The 19,232-nt window shown below is 67.7% G+C and carries 16 protein-coding genes; 12 read left to right on the top strand and 4 right to left on the bottom strand.

Annotated elements, in window-relative coordinates; genetic code table 11:
* The first annotated feature begins 73 nt into the window (after positions 1-73).
* Positions 74-1,222, top strand: coding sequence for a Fic family protein (locus AC24R4_RS24595; RefSeq protein ID WP_487523744.1), 1,149 nt, complete (start codon positions 74-76; stop codon positions 1,220-1,222).
* A gap of 17 nt (positions 1,223-1,239) precedes the next feature.
* Here AC24R4_RS24595 and egtB read toward each other — a convergent pair whose 3' ends face one another.
* Together egtB and AC24R4_RS24605 are read right to left on the bottom strand one after the other, a co-directional pair.
* Positions 1,240-2,538, bottom strand: coding sequence for an ergothioneine biosynthesis protein EgtB (egtB, locus tag AC24R4_RS24600; protein ID WP_400397132.1), 1,299 nt, complete (start codon positions 2,536-2,538; stop codon positions 1,240-1,242).
* A gap of 298 nt (positions 2,539-2,836) precedes the next feature.
* Entirely contained in the window at positions 2,837-3,457 is a 621-nt protein-coding gene (locus tag AC24R4_RS24605; protein WP_153947746.1) for an FMN-dependent NADH-azoreductase, read from the bottom strand.
* Positions 3,458-3,571: 114 nt separating this feature from the next.
* On the opposite strand from AC24R4_RS24605, the gene AC24R4_RS24610 reads away from it, so the two are divergent.
* The 8 genes from AC24R4_RS24610 to AC24R4_RS24645 all read left to right on the top strand — a co-directional run bounded on the left by AC24R4_RS24610 (position 3,572) and on the right by AC24R4_RS24645 (position 14,321).
* Positions 3,572-4,573, top strand: coding sequence for a LysR substrate-binding domain-containing protein (locus AC24R4_RS24610; RefSeq protein ID WP_400395907.1), 1,002 nt, complete (start codon positions 3,572-3,574; stop codon positions 4,571-4,573).
* Between the two features lie 112 nt (positions 4,574-4,685).
* Positions 4,686-5,099 (top strand): DoxX family protein, encoded by a 414-nt coding sequence (locus AC24R4_RS24615; RefSeq protein WP_400395905.1) that lies wholly within the window; start codon positions 4,686-4,688, stop codon positions 5,097-5,099.
* Between the two features lie 38 nt (positions 5,100-5,137).
* Complete coding sequence (locus tag AC24R4_RS24620) at positions 5,138-5,740, top strand: DUF4136 domain-containing protein (protein WP_400395903.1); 603 nt, start codon at positions 5,138-5,140, stop codon at positions 5,738-5,740.
* Between the two features lie 98 nt (positions 5,741-5,838).
* The gene (locus AC24R4_RS24625; protein ID WP_487523745.1) at positions 5,839-9,135 is read left to right on the top strand and encodes an FtsK/SpoIIIE family DNA translocase; all 3,297 of its coding nucleotides are present in this window, start codon (positions 5,839-5,841) and stop codon (positions 9,133-9,135) included.
* 28 nt (positions 9,136-9,163) lie between these two features.
* Positions 9,164-9,511, top strand: a complete 348-nt coding sequence (locus tag AC24R4_RS24630; RefSeq protein ID WP_153947742.1) for a cupin domain-containing protein — start codon at positions 9,164-9,166, stop codon at positions 9,509-9,511.
* A 101-nt stretch (positions 9,512-9,612) separates the two neighbouring features.
* Complete coding sequence (locus tag AC24R4_RS24635) at positions 9,613-11,139, top strand: glycine betaine ABC transporter substrate-binding protein (protein ID WP_487523746.1); 1,527 nt, start codon at positions 9,613-9,615, stop codon at positions 11,137-11,139.
* Positions 11,140-11,155: 16 nt separating this feature from the next.
* Positions 11,156-12,460, top strand: a complete 1,305-nt coding sequence (locus AC24R4_RS24640) for a c-type cytochrome (protein ID WP_487523747.1) — start codon at positions 11,156-11,158, stop codon at positions 12,458-12,460.
* A gap of 4 nt (positions 12,461-12,464) precedes the next feature.
* A complete protein-coding gene (locus AC24R4_RS24645) occupies positions 12,465-14,321 on the top strand; it encodes an NAD(P)-binding protein (RefSeq protein ID WP_487523748.1) in 1,857 nt (618 codons plus the stop codon).
* Between the two features lie 111 nt (positions 14,322-14,432).
* Here the strand turns inward: AC24R4_RS24645 and AC24R4_RS24650 are convergent, their stop codons facing one another.
* A complete protein-coding gene (locus tag AC24R4_RS24650; protein WP_249641081.1) occupies positions 14,433-14,873 on the bottom strand; it encodes a MarR family winged helix-turn-helix transcriptional regulator in 441 nt (146 codons plus the stop codon).
* Between the two features lie 446 nt (positions 14,874-15,319).
* On the opposite strand from AC24R4_RS24650, the gene AC24R4_RS24655 reads away from it, so the two are divergent.
* Together AC24R4_RS24655 and AC24R4_RS24660 are read left to right on the top strand one after the other, a co-directional pair.
* Positions 15,320-16,156 carry a hypothetical protein gene (locus AC24R4_RS24655; RefSeq protein ID WP_487523749.1) on the top strand — a complete coding sequence of 279 codons (837 nt, stop codon included), beginning with the start codon at positions 15,320-15,322 and terminating at the stop codon, positions 16,154-16,156.
* Positions 16,153-17,388 carry a BamA/TamA family outer membrane protein gene (locus AC24R4_RS24660; RefSeq protein WP_487523750.1) on the top strand — a complete coding sequence of 412 codons (1,236 nt, stop codon included), beginning with the start codon at positions 16,153-16,155 and terminating at the stop codon, positions 17,386-17,388. Before AC24R4_RS24655 ends, AC24R4_RS24660 begins: the two co-directional genes overlap by 4 nt.
* Before the next feature lie 44 nt (positions 17,389-17,432).
* On the opposite strand, the gene AC24R4_RS24665 is transcribed toward AC24R4_RS24660, so the two are convergent.
* Positions 17,433-17,975, bottom strand: coding sequence for a carboxymuconolactone decarboxylase family protein (locus AC24R4_RS24665; protein WP_400396447.1), 543 nt, complete (start codon positions 17,973-17,975; stop codon positions 17,433-17,435).
* Positions 17,976-18,145: 170 nt separating this feature from the next.
* Here AC24R4_RS24665 and AC24R4_RS24670 point away from each other — a divergent pair, with 170 nt between their 5' ends.
* On the top strand, positions 18,146-19,144 hold the full coding sequence (locus tag AC24R4_RS24670; RefSeq protein ID WP_487523751.1) for a cupin domain-containing protein: 999 nt from the start codon (positions 18,146-18,148) through the stop codon (positions 19,142-19,144).
* Positions 19,145-19,232: the final 88 nt, after the last annotated feature.

Below are 19,232 nucleotides of genomic sequence, written 5' to 3' on the forward strand. Positions count from 1 at the left end.
TGCAGTGCCTAATCACCGCAAATTCTGCGGTGATTAACTTGTCCTTGCGGAGAATAGCCACCATAATCTCCGCATGAATCGCGGTGAATACACCTACATCTGGCAGGCACCCGACTGGCCCCACTGGCGATATGACGCCGGTGCGCTGGCGATGCCGATGGCCGAAGCCAGCCACGCGCAGGGGCTGCTGCTGGGACGGCTGTCCGATCTCGGCATGGGTCTGCGCGACCAGGCCTGTCTTGCCGCACTGACCGATGACGTGGTCAAGACGAGTGAAATCGAGGGCGAGCATCTCAGCGTGCATTCCGTTCGCTCGTCGATCGCGCGCAGACTCGGCGTCGACATCGGCGCGCTGGCGCCGGTAGACCGCCACGTCGAGGGTGTGGTCGAACTGGTGCTCGATGCCACGGCCAACTGCCGGACCCCGGTCAGCCAGGCGCGTTTGTTTGGCTGGCACGCGGCGCTTTTTCCCACCGGCTACTCCGGCCTGTCCTCGATCAACGTCGCCCAATGGCGCGACGATGCGGCGGGCCCGATGCAAGTGGTCTCGGGACCGCTGCACCGGCAGCGCGTCCATTTCGAAGCGCCGCCGGCCGGCCGTCTGGCGGCGGAGACCGGGCGATTCCTGGATTGGGTCAATGGCCCGCCTGTCGAGCCGCCGCTGGTCCGGGCCGGCCTGGCCCATCTGTGGTTTGTGACGCTGCACCCGTTCGACGATGGCAATGGGCGTATCGCGCGCGCCATTGGCGACTTGATGCTGGCCCGCGCCGATGGCAGTTCGCAGCGGTTCTACAGCCTGTCAGCGCAGATCCAGCGTGAGCGCAATGCGTACTACGACATCCTGGAGCGGACGCAGAAGGATTCGATGGATGTCACGCCGTGGCTCGCCTGGTTCTTCGAAACGTTGCTGCGTGCCGTGCAGCAGGCCCACGCCACGCTCGACGACGTATTGGCCAAGGCGCGATTCTGGCGTCATTGGGGCATGCAGGCGCTCAACGCCCGGCAGGTCAAGGTGCTGAACCGGCTGCTGGACGGCTTCGAGGGCAAGCTCACCAGCAGCAAGTGGGCGGCCATTGCCAAATGCTCGGCCGATACGGCGCTGCGCGACATCAACGATCTGGTGGCGCGCGGGGCGCTGCGCAAGGCGGCTGGCGGCGGACGCAGCACGAGCTACGCGTTGAACGACACGCCGCCGGACGCCCATGGCCACGCAGGCCATTGAGCGCGTGGCGTCAGCCCTCAAACATCGTCCGCCAGCCGCACCCCCGTGAATTGCCAACGCTGGTGCGGGTAGAAGAAGTTGCGATAGGTGGCGCGGATATGGGATTCGGGGGTGACGCACGACCCGCCGCGCAGCACCATCTGGCTGCTCATGAACTTGCCGTTGTATTCGCCTACCGCGCCGGCACTGGGCCGGAAACCCGGGTAGGGCAAGAAGGCGCTGGCCGTCCATTCCCAGACATCGCCGAACATCTGCCGCAGCACGCCCGATGTGTTCTGCCGGTCCGGCAGCGGCCGCAGCGAGCGGCCTTCGATGAAATTGCCGGTCGCCGGCAGGTTGCGGGCCGCGTGTTCCCATTCGGCTTCGGTCGGCAGGCGGCGTTCGGCCCAGCGCGCGAAGGCATCGGCCTCGAAGAAGCTCACGTGGGTGACCGGACTTTCCGGGTCCACCGGCTGCATGCCGCGCAGCGTCATGTGCCACCACGTGCCGTCGCGGTCTTCCCAGTACAGCGGCGCCTCGATGCGGTTGTCGCAGACCCAGCGCCAGCCATCGGACAACCACAGCCCGGCGGTCTGGTAGCCGCCATCCTCGATGAACTCGAACCACTGGCGGTTGCTCACCGGGTGCGAGCACAGCGCATACGGCTGCAGCAGCACCTGGTGGCGCGGCGTTTCACAGTCGAACGCAAAGTCGTCGTCGCCATGGCCCACCGTGACGATGCCGCCGGGCAGCGTGATCCAGTCGGGCGCGGGGCGGGGGTCGGCCACCACCGGCACCGCCAAGGCCGGCGCGTACGCCGGGCGCAGCGGATTCTGCGCAAACAGATGAAGGATGTCGGTCAGCAGCAGTTCCTGATGCTGCTGCTCGTGATGCAGGCCCAGCGTGATCAGCGCGGCTTCGTCGTCGGTCTGGGCGGACATCAGCAGCGTGAACATGCTGTCGTCCACGGCCTCGCGGTAGGCCAGCACCTCGTCCAGCGACGGTCGGGTCAGCAGCCCGCGCTGTGGCCGGGGATGGCGCGCGCCGACCGCTTCGTAATAGGAATTGAACAGGTAGCGATACTGCGGGTCCACCGGCTCGTAGTCGGGAATGCGTGCGCCAAGCACGAACTCCTCGAAGAACCACGTGGTATGGGCCAGGTGCCATTTGGCGGGGCTGGCGTCGTCCATCGACTGCACGGTGGCGTCGGCATCGGACAGGTCAGCCACCAGCGCCTCGGTGGCGGCGCGGACGTGGCGATACTGGCTCAGCAGGGCGGGTTCGTGCGGCGGATGACTGGCGGTGGCAGGCAGCAGGGCTGAGGCGGCGGCGGTCATGCAGACTCCCGGATGACGGCGGATGCAGGGCTGTCTGGCAGGTTGTCCAGACAGTCGAACCATCATAGACCCATCTGCGCCGGGGGGCGAGCCGGGTGACTTCCGCGATCCCTGTAGGTCGATGCCTACAGCGGCCCGCACGCGGCGCACAGGCAAAAAAGACAGGTACCCCCTTGACGGAGATACCTGTCTCGGACAGCGGCCGGCGCCACGGGGATCAGCGCCGGTACTTCACGGAGGCGGGGTGACGGCTCCAGTGGACAACCGGCTGGAACCAGGCTGGAACCAGTCAGGCAGTTCAGGCGGCGGCGCGCAGCGCGTCGTTCAGGGCGGCGATTTCGGTCTTGGCCGTGCTCAGGCCAGCCTCGCGGGCTTCCGGACCCATGGCCAGGCCGTGGGCGCGGACGAACGAGATATCGGTAATGCCCAGGAAGCGCAGCACCACGTCGACGGTCACTTCATGCAGGTCCAGCGCGGCGCCGTCCTGGCGCACGCCGCCGCGCGACGACACCACGATGGCCTTCTTGCCCTTGGCCAGGCCTTCCGGACCATTCTCGGTGTAGCGGAACGTCCGGCCGGCTTGCGCGATGCGGTCGATCCAGGCCTTGAGCTGGCTCGGGATACCGAAGTTGTATTGCGGTGCGCCAATCACGAGCACGTCGGCGGCCAGGAATTCGGCCAGGTATGCCTCGGTGATGTCCAGTTCGGCCTGCTGGGCGGCATTCAGGCCGTCCTTCGGGCCGCCCAGCACGGGCAGCAGGTGGTTGCCGAGGTGGGCCGGCGCTTCACGGTCCAGGTCGCGCACGGTGACCTTGGCGCTGGGGTTCTGGGCCACGAGGTCGGCCACGATGCTGGCGGTCAGGTTGCGCGAGACGGAGTTGTCGCCCAGTACGCTCGAATCGATCTGCAGGATGTTCATTGTCTGGCTCCACTAAGTTCGGTTGGGATGGCTGAAAGATATAGGCTGGCCATTGATGCCGGTAGTGAGGCAAAATGCAAATGATTGTTCTATCGATGCAACGGAGCGCGCACCATGCAGGATCTCAACGATTTGTCGCTGTTTGCCCAGGTGGTGCAGCACGGCAGCTTTTCCGCCGCCAGTCGCGCCACGGGGGTGCCGAAATCGCGCCTGTCCCGCCGGATCGCCCAGCTGGAGCGAGATCTGGGCGTCCAGCTGCTGCGCCGGACCACGCGTCAGGTGCGCGTAACGCCGCTTGGCGAGTCCTACTACGCCCATTGCCGGGACATGCTGCAGGCCGCCGAAGCGGCGCGTGAAGTGATCGACCAGGCGCGCGAGCAGCCGGGCGGGCATCTGCGGATCAGTTGTCCCGTGGCGATCGTCCAGATCCTGCTGGCGCCCAATATCGGCCACTTCATGCGCGCCAATCCTGGCGTCCAGCTGGAGATCGATGCCACCAATCGCCGGGTGGACGTGATCGGCGAGGGCTATGACCTGGCCCTGCGCGTGCGCAATGTGCTGGACGATTCCAGCCTGGCCGTACGCACCTTTGGCAGAAGCGACATGAAGCTGGTGGCCAGCCCCGCGCTGCTGGACAGCATTGGCCGCCCCCGCACGCCGCAGGCGCTGGAAGGCATGCCCGGGGTGGCACAGAAACCGCACGAAGGGCGCCATGTCTGGACGTTGTTCGACAAGGCCGGCGAGCCCGTCAATATTGGCTACGACCCGCGTCTGGTGTCTGACGAATTCGCGATCCTGCGCGAGGCGGCCATCGCCGGCGTGGGCGTCGCCATGCTCCCGCGCATGTACTGCCGCGACGATGTCGAGCGCGGCGACCTCGAAGTGGTGCTACCCCAGTGGGACCTGCCGATGGGCGTGCTGCACGCGGTGTTTCCGTCCCGGCAGGGCGTTACGCCGGCACTGCGCCGGTTCCTCGATTTCCTGGCCGAAGTGCTGCCGGAACACGCGCGCAAGGTCGGCATGATGACGACGACGACCGGCGTGCCGATGCATGCGGCGCCGCCCACCGCGCCGCCGCCCGCGCGATCGGGTGCCCAGAAGGCGGACGCGGACTGAGTCCAGGCCGGCGCCTCCCGGTTGGCGCTGCGCCTTTACCTTCACGCTGGCACGATCTAAGGTAGTTGTGCAGGTCACATGCGCCTGCATCAAACCGCAAGGAGCCATCGCGATGAGTCGCACGCAAGGAACGCAAGACCTGGGCAAGGCCATTCTCCGTATCGTGCTGGGCGCGCTGATCCTGTTGCACGGCATTTCGAAGCTGATGTCCGGGCCTGGCTTTGTCACGCAGGTGGTGACGCAGGCAGGCCTGCCCGCTGCGCTGGCCTACGGCGTCTATATCGGCGAGATCATTGCCCCCATCCTGCTGATCATCGGGCTCTGGACGCGCCTGGCCGGCCTGATCGTGGCCGTCAACATGCTGTTCGCGTTCGCCCTTGTCCATGCGAAGCAGCTTGGCGAGATGGCGCCCACCGGGGGCTGGGCGCTGGAACTGCAGGCGATGTACCTGGCCGCGGCGCTGGCGGTGGCCCTGCTTGGGGCGGGGCGGTTCAGCGTGGGCGGTATCGACGGCAAGTGGAATTAGCCAGCGGGATCTGGTAACCCGGAAATAGGGAGACTGCCATGTCAGGCCTGATGATGTCTCGCGTACCGGCCGCCCTCGGCACGGTGCTGGCCGCCGCGCTGGCAGGCTGCGCCACAGGCCCCGACATCCGTACCGACTACAACCACAGCACCGACTTTTCCCAATACCGCACCTTCGCCTTCCTGCCGCGCCTGGGCACCGACCGGCAGGGCTACGAAACCCTGACGACGCAATATCTGAAGGACGCGGTGCACAAGGAGATGACGGCGCGCGGCTATGAATATGCGCCGCGCCAGCCCGACCTGCTGGTCAACTTCAACATGCAGTTCCAGCAGAAGATCGTCAGCAACCCGGCGCCGATGCCGCCGCCCGGCTACATGGGCTATTACGCCTACCGGGGCGGGCTCTACGCGCCGTGGCCCGGCTACGGCTTCTATAGCGATACCTACACCTATACCGAGGGCACGCTGAACATCGACCTGGTCGATGCCAGACGGAACCAGCTCGTCTGGGAAGGCGTGGCCCAGGGCGATGCCAGCCAGCCGGAGCGCCAGACCAGCCAGCTGATGATCGAGCAGGTGGTGGGGCAGATCTTCGCCAAGTATCCGTTCCGCGCGGGCATCGGGGCGCCGGGTCAATAAGGCGTGGCAAAGTCGTAAGTTTTTCCGCGCCGGGCCCGTCCCGCACAGCCAGACCCGCTACAATCGCTGCCCGTGGTATTGAACGTGTCATATCAAAAATGGGTCTGGGCTGGTTCGGATTGTCGACCTTCTGGCTGTTGCCGCTTGTCTGGCGAACGGTGGGGCGCGTGCTCGCCGGCGATCGCCGCCTGTTCGGCCGTGGCTCGCTGCGTATATGGATGGGTACGGTGCTGGTGCTGGGCGCCAGTGCCACGCTGGAGGCGTTGACCGGCGGCGAGGGCGAAGGCGCTACCGCCGGCGGTGCCGTCGGGCATGCGCTGGCCGGCACGGTGTCCGGCATGCTGGGCTGGACCGGCGCGCTGCTGATGATGCTGGCCGTGCTGGGCCTGGCCGCGCCGATGGTGTTCGGCGAAACCTGGCGCAGCCTGTTCCTGCTGCGCCGCCCGCGCGTGGATGCCGACGAGGCACCGGCTGCGGGGCCCGCGCGCCACGAATCCCGCCACGAAGCGCGCGCCGATCTGCGCGTCGATTCGCGCTCCAACTTCCGTACGGATTTGCGCACCGATCCGCGCACCGAGGCCGCGCCCGCGCCGGCCGCGCCGCGCGAATCCGGCGAACGCTGGGAAACGACGTCGATGCCCGGTCAGAGCCGGCCGGCGCCGCGTCACAAGGGTATCGAAGCCGTATCCGCACGCCGCCAGCCAGCCTGGCAACCGCCGCCGCGCACGCGCCAGTCGCCCCCGCAGCCGGGCGAGATCTGGCTGCATCAGGCCGGCGCCCCGGGCGCCGTGAAGGCCGAGCCGGTGGCCGCACCGGCCCGCGCGGCATCGAGGCCCGACGTGGCCACGCCGCCGTCGCCGCAGTCCAGAGCGCAACCGAAGCCGCAACCGAAGCCGCAACCGCAAGCCCGGCCCGACGCCAGACCCGCCGCACCACAGGCTACCGTGGTCAGCAGCCCGTTCCGCAATCCGCAACTCGGCCTGCGTTCGGCCATCACGACGCTGCCGGAAGCCATGGCAAAGCCCGCGGCGGTGGCGGCAAGCCCCGCAGCGGCCGTGGCGGCACCGTCTGAATCGGACGTGGCCGTCGCCGAAGCGCCGCCCGTGGCCGACACGCAGGCGGCCGCGCAAGCCGATACCCCCGTCGCGCGCGCCACCGAGATCGCGGCCGATATCGCGATGATCGCGGCGGCCACCGACTTGGCAGAGGCTGTCGCACCGGCGCAGGCCGACGAACCCGTCACGCTGGCGTCCCTTCGCGATGAAGCGATGACGCTGCTGGCCGAATTGCGCGCGCTGGCCGGCAAGCCAATCGAAGCGCCCGCCGTCGAAGTGCCGGCCGAGGCCATGCCGCTGGAAGCGGTGGCAGACCCGGCGCCGGTCCAGGCGGCTGTCGAGCCGTTGGCGGCCGAGGCGGCTGTCGCGTTCGACCCGGCCGTTGAAGCCGAAGCCGAGCCGGTTGCTGGGGAGTGGATCGAGCCGGTCGCGCCGCCATCCGAGGCGCTGGAATCCCAGGTGCCGACGGCCCCCGCGCAAACGGCATCGGAAGCCATCGACGCCGCCGTTGCCGCATCGATCTCGGAAGCCGAGGCCGAACCGGCCCCCGGAGCCGAGGCGGATGCGGCCCTCGATGCAGCGGCCGACCCGCAAGTCGCCACCGTCGCGACGGCACCCCTCGACGTCGCGGAAGCGTTGCAGCCGGCCGATACCGTGCCGGCGGCGGAGCCCGCGCCGGTAGAGGATGCCAACGCCTTCGTCCAGCCCACGCCAAAGCCGCGCATCGTGCTGCCGGCCGTGGTGGGCAATACGGTGGCGCTGACCCCGGCCCAGCCCGCTACGGCCCAGACGTCGTTCACGGTGGCGCCTGCGCCACTTCCGGTGCCTGTAGCCCCCCGCGTGCCGGTTGACTACCGGCTGCCCGGCACCGACCTGCTGGAACCCGCCGCCGAGACCGGCGAGAGCGCGGAACAGATTTCCGAGGAACGGCTGCAGCAGACCGGCGAACTGATCGCGCAGCGACTGGCCGAGTTCAAGGTGCCGGTGTCGGTGGTGGGCGCCAGCGCCGGTCCGGTCATCACGCGTTTCGAGGTCGATCCGGCTGTCGGCGTGCGCGGCGCGCAGGTGGTGGGCCTGATGAAGGACCTGGCGCGCGCGCTGGGCGTGACGTCGATCCGCGTGGTCGAGACGATTCCGGGCAAGACCTGCATGGGGCTGGAACTGCCCAATGCGAAGCGCCAGATGATCCGCCTGTCCGAGATCGTCAGCGGCAGCGCGTTCGATGCCCATGCGTCGAAGCTGGTGCTGGCGATGGGCAAGGACATCACGGGCAACCCCGTGGTGACGGACCTGGCCCGTGCGCCGCACCTGCTGGTGGCCGGCACGACCGGTTCGGGCAAGTCGGTGGCGGTGAACGCCATGATCCTGTCGATGCTCTACAAGGCCACGCCGGAAGACGTGCGCCTGATCATGATCGACCCCAAGATGCTGGAATTGTCGGTCTACGAGGGCATCCCGCACCTGCTGGCGCCCGTGGTGACCGACATGAAGCAGGCCGCGCACGCGCTGAACTGGTGCGTGGGCGAGATGGAAAAACGCTACCGGCTGATGTCGGCGCTGGGCGTGCGCAACCTGGCCGGCTACAACCAGAAGATCCGCGCGGCCGAAGCGGCCGGGCAGAAGGTGCCGAATCCGTTCTCGCTGACCCCCGACGCGCCGGAGCCGCTATCGACGCTGCCGCTGATCGTGGTGGTGATCGACGAACTGGCCGACCTGATGATGGTGGCGGGCAAGAAGATCGAGGAACTGATCGCCCGGCTGGCGCAGAAAGCGCGCGCGGCGGGCATCCACCTGATCCTGGCCACGCAGCGGCCGTCGGTGGACGTGATCACCGGCCTGATCAAGGCCAATATCCCGACGCGCGTGGCGTTCCAGGTGTCGTCGAAGATCGACTCGCGGACCATCCTGGACCAGATGGGCGCCGAAAGCCTGCTGGGGCAGGGCGACATGCTGTTCCTGCCGCCGGGCACCGGCTATCCGCAGCGCGTGCATGGCGCCTTCGTGGCCGACGAGGAAGTGCACCGCGTGGTGGAGCACTGGAAGCAGTTCGGCGAGCCGGACTATGACGAAGCCATCCTGGCCGGCGATGTGCCCGAAGGCGCTGCCGATCTGTTTGGCGAAGGCGGCGGCGATGGCGAGGCCGACCCGCTCTACGACGAGGCCGCGCAATTCGTGCTGACGTCACGCCGGGCGTCGATCTCGGCCGTGCAGCGGCAACTGCGCATCGGCTACAACCGCGCGGCGCGCCTGATCGAACAGATGGAAGCCGCCGGACTGGTGTCGCCGATGGGCCGCAACGGCACGCGCGAGGTCATCGCGCCCGGCGGCCCGGGCGACTGACCGGCACGCACCGGAACAGGCCATCGCCATGCGCGCCATCCAGGGCAACCTGCTGCACGACATCCCGGTCCATACCGATGGCGAGGTCTTTACGGACCTGCTGTCGTGGCAGGCCACGGGCCGGGTCCGGATCGAGCGGATCGTCTCGAACGGCCAGGCCAGTCCGCCGGACTTCTGGTACGACAGCGCCGACGACGAGTGGGTGCTGGTGATCAGCGGCAGCGCCAGCGTGGAAATCGACGATGGCACCCGCCACAGGCTCGGCGCCGGCGACTGGCTGCAGCTGCCCGCCCATTGCCGCCACCGGGTGGCCTGGACCGACGCGGCGCAGCCCACGGTCTGGCTGGCCGTCCATGTGAGCCCGGAAGCAAAGTAACCGCCGGGGGCTGCCTGCGGGAATGGGGCGCACGCCGGGATTGCTTGTATGGCCCTCGTATGGCCTTATGATGGCGGGACAACTCACCCGGAGACTCCGGCTTGTCCCCCACGCCCCGGCTGCTCGTCGTCTGGTTCTCGCTTGCCTGTCTGTTCGGCCCGGCCGCCGTCCACGCTGCCCAGCCCGACACCCTGCGCATTGGCTCCAAGCGGTTCACCGAGTCGTACATCCTTGGCGAAATCCTGTCGCAGGCCGCGGCGCCCCATGTCGGCACGCGGCACCTGCAGGGCCTTGGCAACACGGCCATCGTGTTCGAGGCGCTCAAGGCCGGCAATATCGATGCTTACCCCGACTACACCGGCACGCTGGCCAGCGAGGTGCTGAAGCTGCCCGGCCGCGCCACGCTGGAGCAGATCAACGCCGAGCTGGCGCCGATGGGGCTGGGCGCGGCCATTCCGCTGGGATTCGAGAATACCTACGCCATCGCGGTTGCCGATGCCCGTGCGGGCAGCCTGCATACGCTGGCAGACCTGGCGCGCCAACCCAGCATGCGACTGGGCCTGTCGCATGAATTCCTGGGGCGGGCCGACGGCTGGCCGGCGCTGGTACGGGCCTACGGCCTGCCGCAGAAGCCGGTCGGCATCGACCATGGCATTGCCTACGAGGCGCTGCGCAATGGCCAGATCGACGGCACCGACATCTACTCGACCGACGCCAAGATCCATCGATTCCACCTGCGCGTGCTGGAAGACAACCTGCACGTATTTCCCGGCTACGAGGCCGTGGTCGTGTACCGGCTGGACGTGCCACAGCGATTCCCGGCCGCCTGGCAGGCGTTGCGGCAGCTGGCCGGGCGTATCACCGTGACCGACATGATCGACATGAACGCAGCGGCGGAGATCGGCGGCGAATCGTTCGCGGCCATTGCGCGGCGATTTCTGTCGGGCCGGCCGGGCGCCGCGGGCAGCGGCGGGGAAGGCCGGGCCGGTGGCCATCGCCTGCTCCCGGTGCTGGTGAGTGCCGATACCTGGCGGCTGACGCTGCGCCACCTGGCGCTGGTAGGCGGCGCGGTGGGCGCGGCCACGCTGGTGGGGTTGCCGCTGGGCATCGTGGCGGCGCGCCGGCGCCGGCTGGGGCAGGTGCTGCTGGCGCTGGTGGGCATGCTGCAGACGGTGCCGTCGCTGGCGCTGCTGGCCATGCTGATTCCGTTGCTCGGGCAGATCGGCGTCTGGCCGGCGATGATCGCGCTCTTCCTCTATGCGCTGCTGCCCATCGTGCGCAATGCGTGCACGGGCCTGCAGGAGATTTCCCATGGCATGCGCGACGCGGCGCGGGCGCTTGGGTTCCGGCCGCTGCAGGTACTGCGCTACGTGGAAATCCCGTTGGCCATGCCGGTGGTGCTGGCCGGGGTCAAGACCGCCGCCATCATCAGCGTCGGCACGGCCACCATCGCCGCCTTCGTGGGGGCTGGCGGCTACGGCGAGCGCATCGTCACCGGCCTGGCGCTCAATGATTCGACGCTGCTGCTGGCGGGCGCCATCCCGGCCGCGCTGCTGGCGCTGCTGGTGCAGGGCGCGTTCGGCGGCGTCGAATGGTGGATACGCCGCCGGCGTGTGTCCCGACGCTAACCCATCCGTGATGCCCATGCGTGGATTCAAGATATTCCGATACTGGTGGCTGGCGATGGCCCTGATACCGATGGCCGGCGCCGCGCTTGGCGCCGGGCCAGCGCCGGCTGCCGCCGCCGATCAGGTCGCACGCGGGCGCTACCTGGCCCGCATCGCCAACTGCGTGGCCTGCCACACGGCCGCAGGCGGCGCGCCCATGGCGGGCGGCCTGCCGTTGCAGACCGGCGTCGGCACCGTGTATTCGACTAATATCACGCCCGACGCCGAGACCGGGCTCGGGCGCTATTCGCTCGACGATTTCGATCGCGCGGTGCGTCACGGCCAGGCGCGCGATGGCAAACGGCTGTACCCGGCCATGCCCTATACGTCCTACGCGAAGATGACGCGCGACGACGTGGCCGCGCTCTATGCCTGGATGCGCAGCGAGGTAAAGCCGGTGCGACAGGCCAATCGCGAGACAACATTGCAGTGGCCGTACAACATGCGCTGGCTGCTGGTGCCCTGGAACTGGCTGAATCTGCGCGGCGATCCGGTGCGGGCCGATGCGAAGCAGGGCCAGGCCTGGCAACGCGGCGCCTATATCGTGCAGGCCGTGGCCCACTGCGGCGCGTGCCACACGCCGCGCGGCATGCTGTATGGCGAGAAGGGCATCGACGAACGGAGCCGCCACTTCCTGTCCGGCGCCACCGTCGAGGGGTGGTCGGCCACCAATCTCACCGGCGATGTCCTGACCGGGCTGGGGGCTTGGTCGAAAGCGGATCTGGTGGAGTACCTGCACACGGGCCGCAACGCCCACGCCACGTCGTTCGGGCCGATGTCCACGGTGATTGCCGCGTCCACGCAGTATATGAGCGCCGCCGATCTCGATGCGGTGGCCACGTACCTGAAATCCATTGCCGGCGCCCGGGGCGAGACGCAGCCATTCCGCTACGACGCGACCGCGCAGCAACAGCTCGACCAGGGCCGCTTCGACACGCCCGGCGCGCGCCAGTACGCCACCTTCTGCATGCCTTGCCATCAGAGCAGCGGCAAGGGCTTTGCGCGGGTGTTTCCGCCGCTGGCCGGCAATCCGACCGTGGTCGATCCGAATCCGGCATCGCTGGTCAACCTGCTGCTCGACGGCGCTGTGACGGCACGCGTGGACACGGCCCCCACCGACTACCACATGCCTGGCTACGGCTGGACGCTGGACGACCAGGCGCTGGCCAATCTGCTGACCTTCATCCGGGGCAGCTGGGGCAATCGCGCCGCGCCCGTGACCCCGGAAGCCGTGGCCGAGCGCCGCCGCGCGATGGGCGTGCGCGCCCCCGAGACCCCATGACGCCATGACGATCACCCGCAGAGACTTTCTGAACGGCACCGCCATGACCGTGGCGGCGGGCCTGGCCCCGGCGCCATTGCTGGCGGCCACCGGGCCGGCCCCGGGCATCTATCCGCCCGCGTTGACGGGCCTGCGCGGCAACCATGCCGGCACCTACACGCTGGCGCACAGCCTGGCCCGCGAAGGCGCCACGTATCCCGGCGTGCTGGCCAGGGAGGCCTACGATCTGGTGGTGGTGGGCGGCGGCATCAGCGGCCTGGCGGCGGCGTGGTTCTATCAGCGTCGGTTCGGCGCCCGGCGGCGCATCCTGATTCTCGACAATCACGACGATTTCGGCGGCCATGCCAAGCGCAACGAGTTCACGGTGCGTGGCCGCACGCTGGTCACGTACGGCGGCAGCGCCGAGATGCCGCCGTCGGCCAACGACAATGCCGCCGTGCGCGCGCTGCTGGCGGGGCTGGGGCTGGCGCCCACCGCGCAGGCGCGGGCCTTGCCCGGCGAAGACTATGAACGCCGCGGCCTCGGGCGTGCCGTGTTCTTCGATGCCGGGCATTTTGGTCGGGACCAGTGGCTGGCCGGCGATCCGTATGCCGGCATTGTCGATGCGCGCCTGCGTGGCGCCGCGGTATCGACCGATGCCATCGACAAGCTGGGCGGTTTTCTGGAGAAAGCGCCATTGCCCGCAGCGGATCGCGCGGCGCTGCTGCGGCTGGCGCAGGGTGCCACCGATTTTCTGGCGGGGATGCCGGCCGAGACCCGGCGCGCCTATGTGCAATCCACGCGTTACGCCACATTCTTGCGCGACAAGGCCGGGCTGGGGCTGGGCGCGTTGCGTTTCCTGCGCAGCCGCAGCCAGGACGCCTACGCGCTGGATGCCGACGGGATTTCCGTGGCACAAGCCATCGCCATCGGGTTGCCTGCCGGCGCCGGCATGCCCGACCCGGTTGTGGATGCCCGGCTGGGCAAGTCACCGGCGTCGCGCCAGTGGTTTGCGGATGGCAACGCCACGCTCGCCCGGGCGCTGGTGGCACAACTGGTGCCCGACGTGCTGCCAGCCGGCAGTCTGGCGGCCGGCGTTGCCGGCACCTCCCGCATCGACTACGGCAAGCTCGACCAGGACGGCAGCGCCGTGCGCATCCGGCTGAACAGCACGGCGATCGCGGTCGAGCCCGATGTGCGCATCACGCGCGTGACCTACGGCTGGCAGGGCAATCTGCAACGTGTCGAGGCACAGCACGTGATTGTGGCCGGCTACGGCATGATGGTCCCATTCATCGTGCCGACCCTGCCGGCGCCGGCCAAGGCCGCGCTGCGCGCGGAGGTCAAGGCGCCGCTTGTCTACGCGAAGGTGGCACTCGACAACTGGCGCGCCTTTGACGCGCTGAAGGCGTGGCGCGTCCATGCGCCGGCCATGGCCTATTCCGATCTCTGGCTGGAGCCTACGGCTGGCGGGCGGGATGATCCGGTGGTGCTGCACATGCTGTATGTGCCGACCGTGCCCGACAGCGGCATGCAGGCACGCGAACGCTTCCGCGCGGGGCGGGCGTTCCTGCTGGGCACGCCCTTCGATGTGCTGGAGCGCGATATCCGCGCGCAGCTGGACCGCATGCTGGCCGCCGGCGGCTTCCAGTCGGCCCGCGATATTCGCGCCATCACCGTGAACCGCTGGGCGCATGGCTACAGCTATATGCCTTCCACGCTGGTGCCTGACGACGCAGGCCTGCAAGGCGCGCTGGATCAGGCGGGCCTGGGCGTCGGCAATGTCCGTATTGCCGGGGCCGATGTGGCCGGAAGTCCTTCGGTCACCGCAGCCATCGACCAGGCGCAGCGCGCGGTGTCGTCGTTGCGGGCAGACAGTTGAGAAAGGGTGTCGGGCGGTGTCTCCCGGCAGGATGGCACCGGGTTGGAGATGCCCGGCCGGACTCAGGGTGGCCGCGCGGTGTTCCCCCGCACGTACCGCGCATAACCGGATTCAACCGCCATTCACGAATTTGTACAGCAGCCGGCGAAATTCCTCGAATTCCTCAACAGTAAATCCCTGCAATCGCTGATTCAATACTTCCGGCGCAATAGTCGGGATTTCGGAGGCGATACTCCGGCCTTTCGGTGTCAGGGTCAAATTAACCACGCGCCGGTCGTCAATGCTGCGGCTGCGTTCGAGCAGGCCTTTTTCCTCGAGCTTGTCGAGCATACGGGTCATCAGGCCGCTGTCGATGCCAAGGAGCTTGCTGATCTCGAACGGGGTGCTGGCCATTCCCCGGGTGAGGGCAAGCAGAATACCCATTTGTTGGCCGTTGATGTCCAGTGGGCGCAGCGCCGAGTCCATTTCCATCAGAAGGCTGTTGCGGGCCTTGTTCAGGTGAAAGCCAATGCTTTGCGTCAGCTGGAAATTGTCAGGTGTGTAGTGCTTCACGACGGTTTCCTTTTGCGTTGCACTGATCGAAAGTTGATCGGTCAGTAACCGATCCACGCCCCGAACGAACGCTGTGTTGCGGGCATTCGTCGGACCGTAGTCTGGCAAAACCGCTGAGAAATGGGAATTCAATTTTATTGTGTCTCGAATTAGATGAAATGAAATGCGCGAAACTGTGTCGATGAGATTTTCTGCGGCGCAATTGAAGGCAATTGGATAATCCCCCGTACGGGTTATTGAATGACTCGACATTATGTCAATGTGTGACGCCAGTAATGCTTTCGCCTGCAATATCACGGAGGCGCGATGCGAAACTGCTTAAGGCGGGGTGCGAGAAAGTTCATCACGGCGCGGCGTCCATCTGGCGGGGCACTCCGGTACATTGCCCGGCAGGGGCTGGATATGCCACACAGGCCCATGTCGATCATTGCTCTGGAGTTCACCCGATGCGAGTGCCAGCTGGAGGAAAATCCGCACGTAAATCGCTACGCAAATCCGTAGTGCAGGTGGCGGTCAGTCTCTGCATTGCCGCCGGCGCGTTTCCGGGTGGCGCCGGGGCGCAATCTAGCGCCGAACTGGCCAACAAGAGCAACAACCCGCTGAACCTGGCGCCGTCATTCAATATTCAGAATTTCTATTCGCCGCGACTGTATGGCAGCAATGCCCATACCAACGACCTGCTATTGCGCCCGACCCTCCCGGTGGCGCCGGGCAGCCTGATCGGCGTGCCCCAGATATTCCGTGGCACGGTGCCCATCAGTACCCGGCCCAAGGTCGACGGCTCGTACGAAACCGGCCTGGGCGACATCAACCTGTTCGATATCTTCCTGTTGCGCAGTGAAGGCATGCAGATCGGCGCCGGCCCGTTGCTGACGATGCCGACCGCCACCGATCCCAGCCTGGGCACCGGCAAGTGGCAGGCCGGCGTGGCCGCCGTGGTGGTGGACCCCACGCCCGCGCGGCTGCTGGGCATGCTGGTGCAGTGGCAGCACTCGTTCGCCGGGCAAAGCAGCCGGCCCGACGTGCAGTCGCTGACGGCCCAGCCGTTCATGATCTTCAACCTGCCGCATGGGTGGTACGTGCGGTCCACGGGGACGTGGACCTTCGACCTGCAGCATGGCACCTACTACGTGCCGATTGGCCTGGGCGCGGGCAAGGCGTGGAAAGAGGGGCACACCATCTTCAACGCGTTTGTCGAGCCGCAGTATTCCGTGCTGCATGACGGCAGCGGCGTTCCGCAATGGACGATATTTGCCGGCCTCAACATGACCTTTGGCAAATGAAGCGTACCTGGGCAGTGTTCGCGGTGATGGCATCGGCGTGGCTGGCCAGCGCGCCGGCGCCGGTGCGCGCCGAGCCCGATCTGCCGGACGGTGCGGCCGCCGCGTTGCCGGTGTCGTCAGCCGCGCCATCCGAAGCCCCGTCGGCGGGGGGCAATGCGCCGGCACCCAAGCCGAAGCTGTCGCTGTTCGACCCCGAGGACGGGATGTTCGACATGAGCGACTTCCTGCTTCACCACAAGGGCGCACTGCCGGTGCCGACGATCATCACCGAGCCGGCCGTGGGCTATGGCTTCGGGCTGGCGCTGGCGTTCTTCTCGGAATCGATGGCCGATGCCGCGGCAGAGGCCCGGGCATCGGGCAAGGGGCCGGCGCCGCCCAATATCACGGCCGTGGGCGGGGCCTATACGGAAAACGGCACCTGGGCGGCCGGCGCCGCGCATTTCCATACCTGGGGCGGCGACCGCATCCGCTATCTGGGTGCCATCGGCAAGGTCAACGCCAACCTGGAGTACTTCGGCGTGCAGAACCAGCCGCGCGCCTATTCGCTCGATGGCTTCGCGCTGGTGCAGCAGCTGCTGTTCCGCGTGGCCGATTCCCATTGGTATGTCGGGCCGCGCTACGTCTATGCGGACACCACGGCGAGCTTCAAGTTTGGCGCTTCGGCCAATGAACTGGGACCGATCGACAAAAGCCAGCGCATCGGCAAGGGGGGCCTGGTGGTCGACTACGATTCGCGCGACAACATCTTCTTCCCGAACAAGGGCAGCTACGCGGAATTCGAGGCCCAGTTTGCCCGCGGCGGCCTGGGCAGCACGCAAGACTTCAATATGTTCAACGCGCGTGGCTTTACCTGGCTGCCGCTGGCGCGCACGTGGATCCTGGGCCTGCGGGCCGATACCAGATTCTCGTCCGGCGACGTGCCGTTCTACGCGCAGCCGTATGTGGACCTGCGCGGCGTGCAGAAGGGCCGCTACCAGGACCGCAACGCGCTGGTGGCCGAGGCCGAGCTGCGCTGGGACGTGACGCCGCGCTGGTCGGTGCTGGCGTTTTCTGGCATGGGCAGGGCCTACGGCCGCTGGAACGACTTTTCGGACGCCTCCAACGTCGTCAGTGTCGGGGGCGGCTTCCGCTACATGATCGCGCGCAAGCTGGGGCTGTCGATGGGCATCGACGTGGCCCACAGCAAGAACCAGAACGCGTTCTACCTGCAGGTGGGCAGCGCCTGGCACTAGGCATCAGGCACCAGGTGCTGCCGCTGCCTCCGCGCCGTGCCGCGTCAGACCACGGCCGGGAAGTCCAGTGTGGTGTCGTTGACGCGATTGATCATGTTGGTGAACAGGATCGCGCTGATGGCCTGGATGGCTTCCACGATCTGCGCATCGCTGTAGCCGGCGTCGCGCACCGCCTCGACGCTGGCGGCCGGCACGGTGCCGCGAGTGCCCACCAGTTCCACGGCGAAACGCGTCAGCGCATCGATCTTCGCGTCTTCGGGGAAAGAACCCCGGCGCAACTGCTGCGTCTGTTCCACGCTGAAGCCGGCAATCTTTGTCGCAGTCAGCGTATGGGCAGCCAGACAGTAATCACAACCGCTGTGCTCGCTGACGGACAGGTTGATCGCTTCCAGTTCCCGGGCAGACAGGCTGCCTTGCTTGAGCACGGCGTTGGTCTGCAGCGCCTGGGCCAGCACGGCCGGCGCGTTGCTGCCGATGGTGGCGTAGGCGTTCGGCACCTTGCCGACGGCCTTGCGGATGGCGCCGAACAGTTCGGCGGTCTGGCCCGTGGCGTCCTGGGCGGCGATGGTGTGCAGGCGGGTGGTCATGGTGTAGCTCCTTTAGATCGGGTGGGTGATCGGCTTGCGTGTCAGGGTTCGGGTGCCGCATCCGGCTGGGTAGCAGCACTGCCTTGGACTCAATGGTAGGTGCGATGGCGATCCGGATGGACTAGAATCCACTCAACTTTTTGCTGGATCGTCTCACCGCGAACGTAGCCATGGACAGCCTGAGTGAACTGGTGCGCCTGCTGGCGCCCTCCGGAACCGTCGATCTGCATTGCCGGGTGGCGGGTGCCTGGTCTGCCCACAACGCGCAGGCAGCGCCCGGGCACGTGCCGTACCACGCCATCCTCCACGGCCACGCCGATATATCGATGGGCAGCGAGCCGCTGCGCGTGGCGGCAGGCGATGTGCTGCTGTTCCCGCACGGGGCGGCGCATACGTTGTCGGGCGTGCATGGCGGGACGACACGCCAGGCCGATTCCTTGCCGGAATCGCGCCATTTCAACGGCGTGGTCACCGAGGTGACAGTGCCGGGGGCGGCGGAGCCGCTGGACATCCTTTGCGGCACCTTCGTGCTGGGCAGTTCGGCGGGCGTGCTGCTGCGCGCGCTGCCCGAGATGCTGTGTGTCAAGACCGGCGCCGAGGGTGACGCCGGCCTGGGCTGGCTGCGCGGCCTGATCGGCATGATGCATGGGGAAGCCGACGCGCCGGGGCCCGGCAGCGCGGCGATCATTGCCGATCTGTCCACCGCGCTGTTCACGGTGCTGCTGCGCACGCTGATCGCGCAGGGGGCGGTGTCGCATGGCGTAATGGCGCTGATGGCCGATGCGCGCCTGGCGCGGGCCGTCGATGCCGTGGTACGACATCCCGAACGGCCGTGGACGGTCGACAGCCTCGCGCAAGTCTGCAGCATGTCGCGGGCCACGCTGGCCCGGCGCTTTGCACAGCTTGGCATCACGCCGCTGGAACTGGTGACCACGCTGCGCATGGAACGGGCCGCGCGGTTGCTGCGGCGGGACGGACTGTCCGCGGCGGCAGTGGCCGAACAGTGCGGCTACGCCTCGCAGGCCGCCTTCGGCCGGGTATTCACCCAGCATTTCGGTCTGGGGCCGGGCGCGTACCGCCGCCAGCATCGCGAGCTTCGCCATGTACGCGGCAGCGCGACGGCACCACAGGAACGTCCAGCCGGCCAGGCGACAACTGCCCCGCGCTGACCGGATGGATCACGGCAATGGCCGGCCGGCCATTGTCCCGCCCGCGACACGCCGGCACGTAGGACGCGTCTGACACTGCACACCGCCG

This window comes from Cupriavidus sp. CER-90 (assembly GCF_057652055.1).

What these genes read in the sequence shown, in the direction of transcription:
- AC24R4_RS24595 (WP_487523744.1), top strand. Translation starts at nt 74, where the DNA reads ATGAATCGCGGTGAATACACCTACATCTGGCAGGCACCCGACTGGCCC.
- egtB (WP_400397132.1), bottom strand. Translation starts at nt 2,538, where the DNA reads ATGACCGCCGCCGCCTCAGCCCTGCTGCCTGCCACCGCCAGTCATCCG.
- AC24R4_RS24605 (WP_153947746.1), bottom strand. Translation starts at nt 3,457, where the DNA reads ATGAACATCCTGCAGATCGATTCGAGCGTACTGGGCGACAACTCCGTC.
- AC24R4_RS24610 (WP_400395907.1), top strand. Translation starts at nt 3,572, where the DNA reads ATGCAGGATCTCAACGATTTGTCGCTGTTTGCCCAGGTGGTGCAGCAC.
- AC24R4_RS24615 (WP_400395905.1), top strand. Translation starts at nt 4,686, where the DNA reads ATGAGTCGCACGCAAGGAACGCAAGACCTGGGCAAGGCCATTCTCCGT.
- AC24R4_RS24620 (WP_400395903.1), top strand. Translation starts at nt 5,138, where the DNA reads ATGTCAGGCCTGATGATGTCTCGCGTACCGGCCGCCCTCGGCACGGTG.
- AC24R4_RS24625 (WP_487523745.1), top strand. Translation starts at nt 5,839, where the DNA reads ATGGGTCTGGGCTGGTTCGGATTGTCGACCTTCTGGCTGTTGCCGCTT.
- AC24R4_RS24630 (WP_153947742.1), top strand. Translation starts at nt 9,164, where the DNA reads ATGCGCGCCATCCAGGGCAACCTGCTGCACGACATCCCGGTCCATACC.
- AC24R4_RS24640 (WP_487523747.1), top strand. Translation starts at nt 11,156, where the DNA reads ATGCGTGGATTCAAGATATTCCGATACTGGTGGCTGGCGATGGCCCTG.
- AC24R4_RS24645 (WP_487523748.1), top strand. Translation starts at nt 12,465, where the DNA reads ATGACGATCACCCGCAGAGACTTTCTGAACGGCACCGCCATGACCGTG.
- AC24R4_RS24655 (WP_487523749.1), top strand. Translation starts at nt 15,320, where the DNA reads ATGCGAGTGCCAGCTGGAGGAAAATCCGCACGTAAATCGCTACGCAAA.
- AC24R4_RS24660 (WP_487523750.1), top strand. Translation starts at nt 16,153, where the DNA reads ATGAAGCGTACCTGGGCAGTGTTCGCGGTGATGGCATCGGCGTGGCTG.
- AC24R4_RS24665 (WP_400396447.1), bottom strand. Translation starts at nt 17,975, where the DNA reads ATGACCACCCGCCTGCACACCATCGCCGCCCAGGACGCCACGGGCCAG.
- AC24R4_RS24670 (WP_487523751.1), top strand. Translation starts at nt 18,146, where the DNA reads ATGGACAGCCTGAGTGAACTGGTGCGCCTGCTGGCGCCCTCCGGAACC.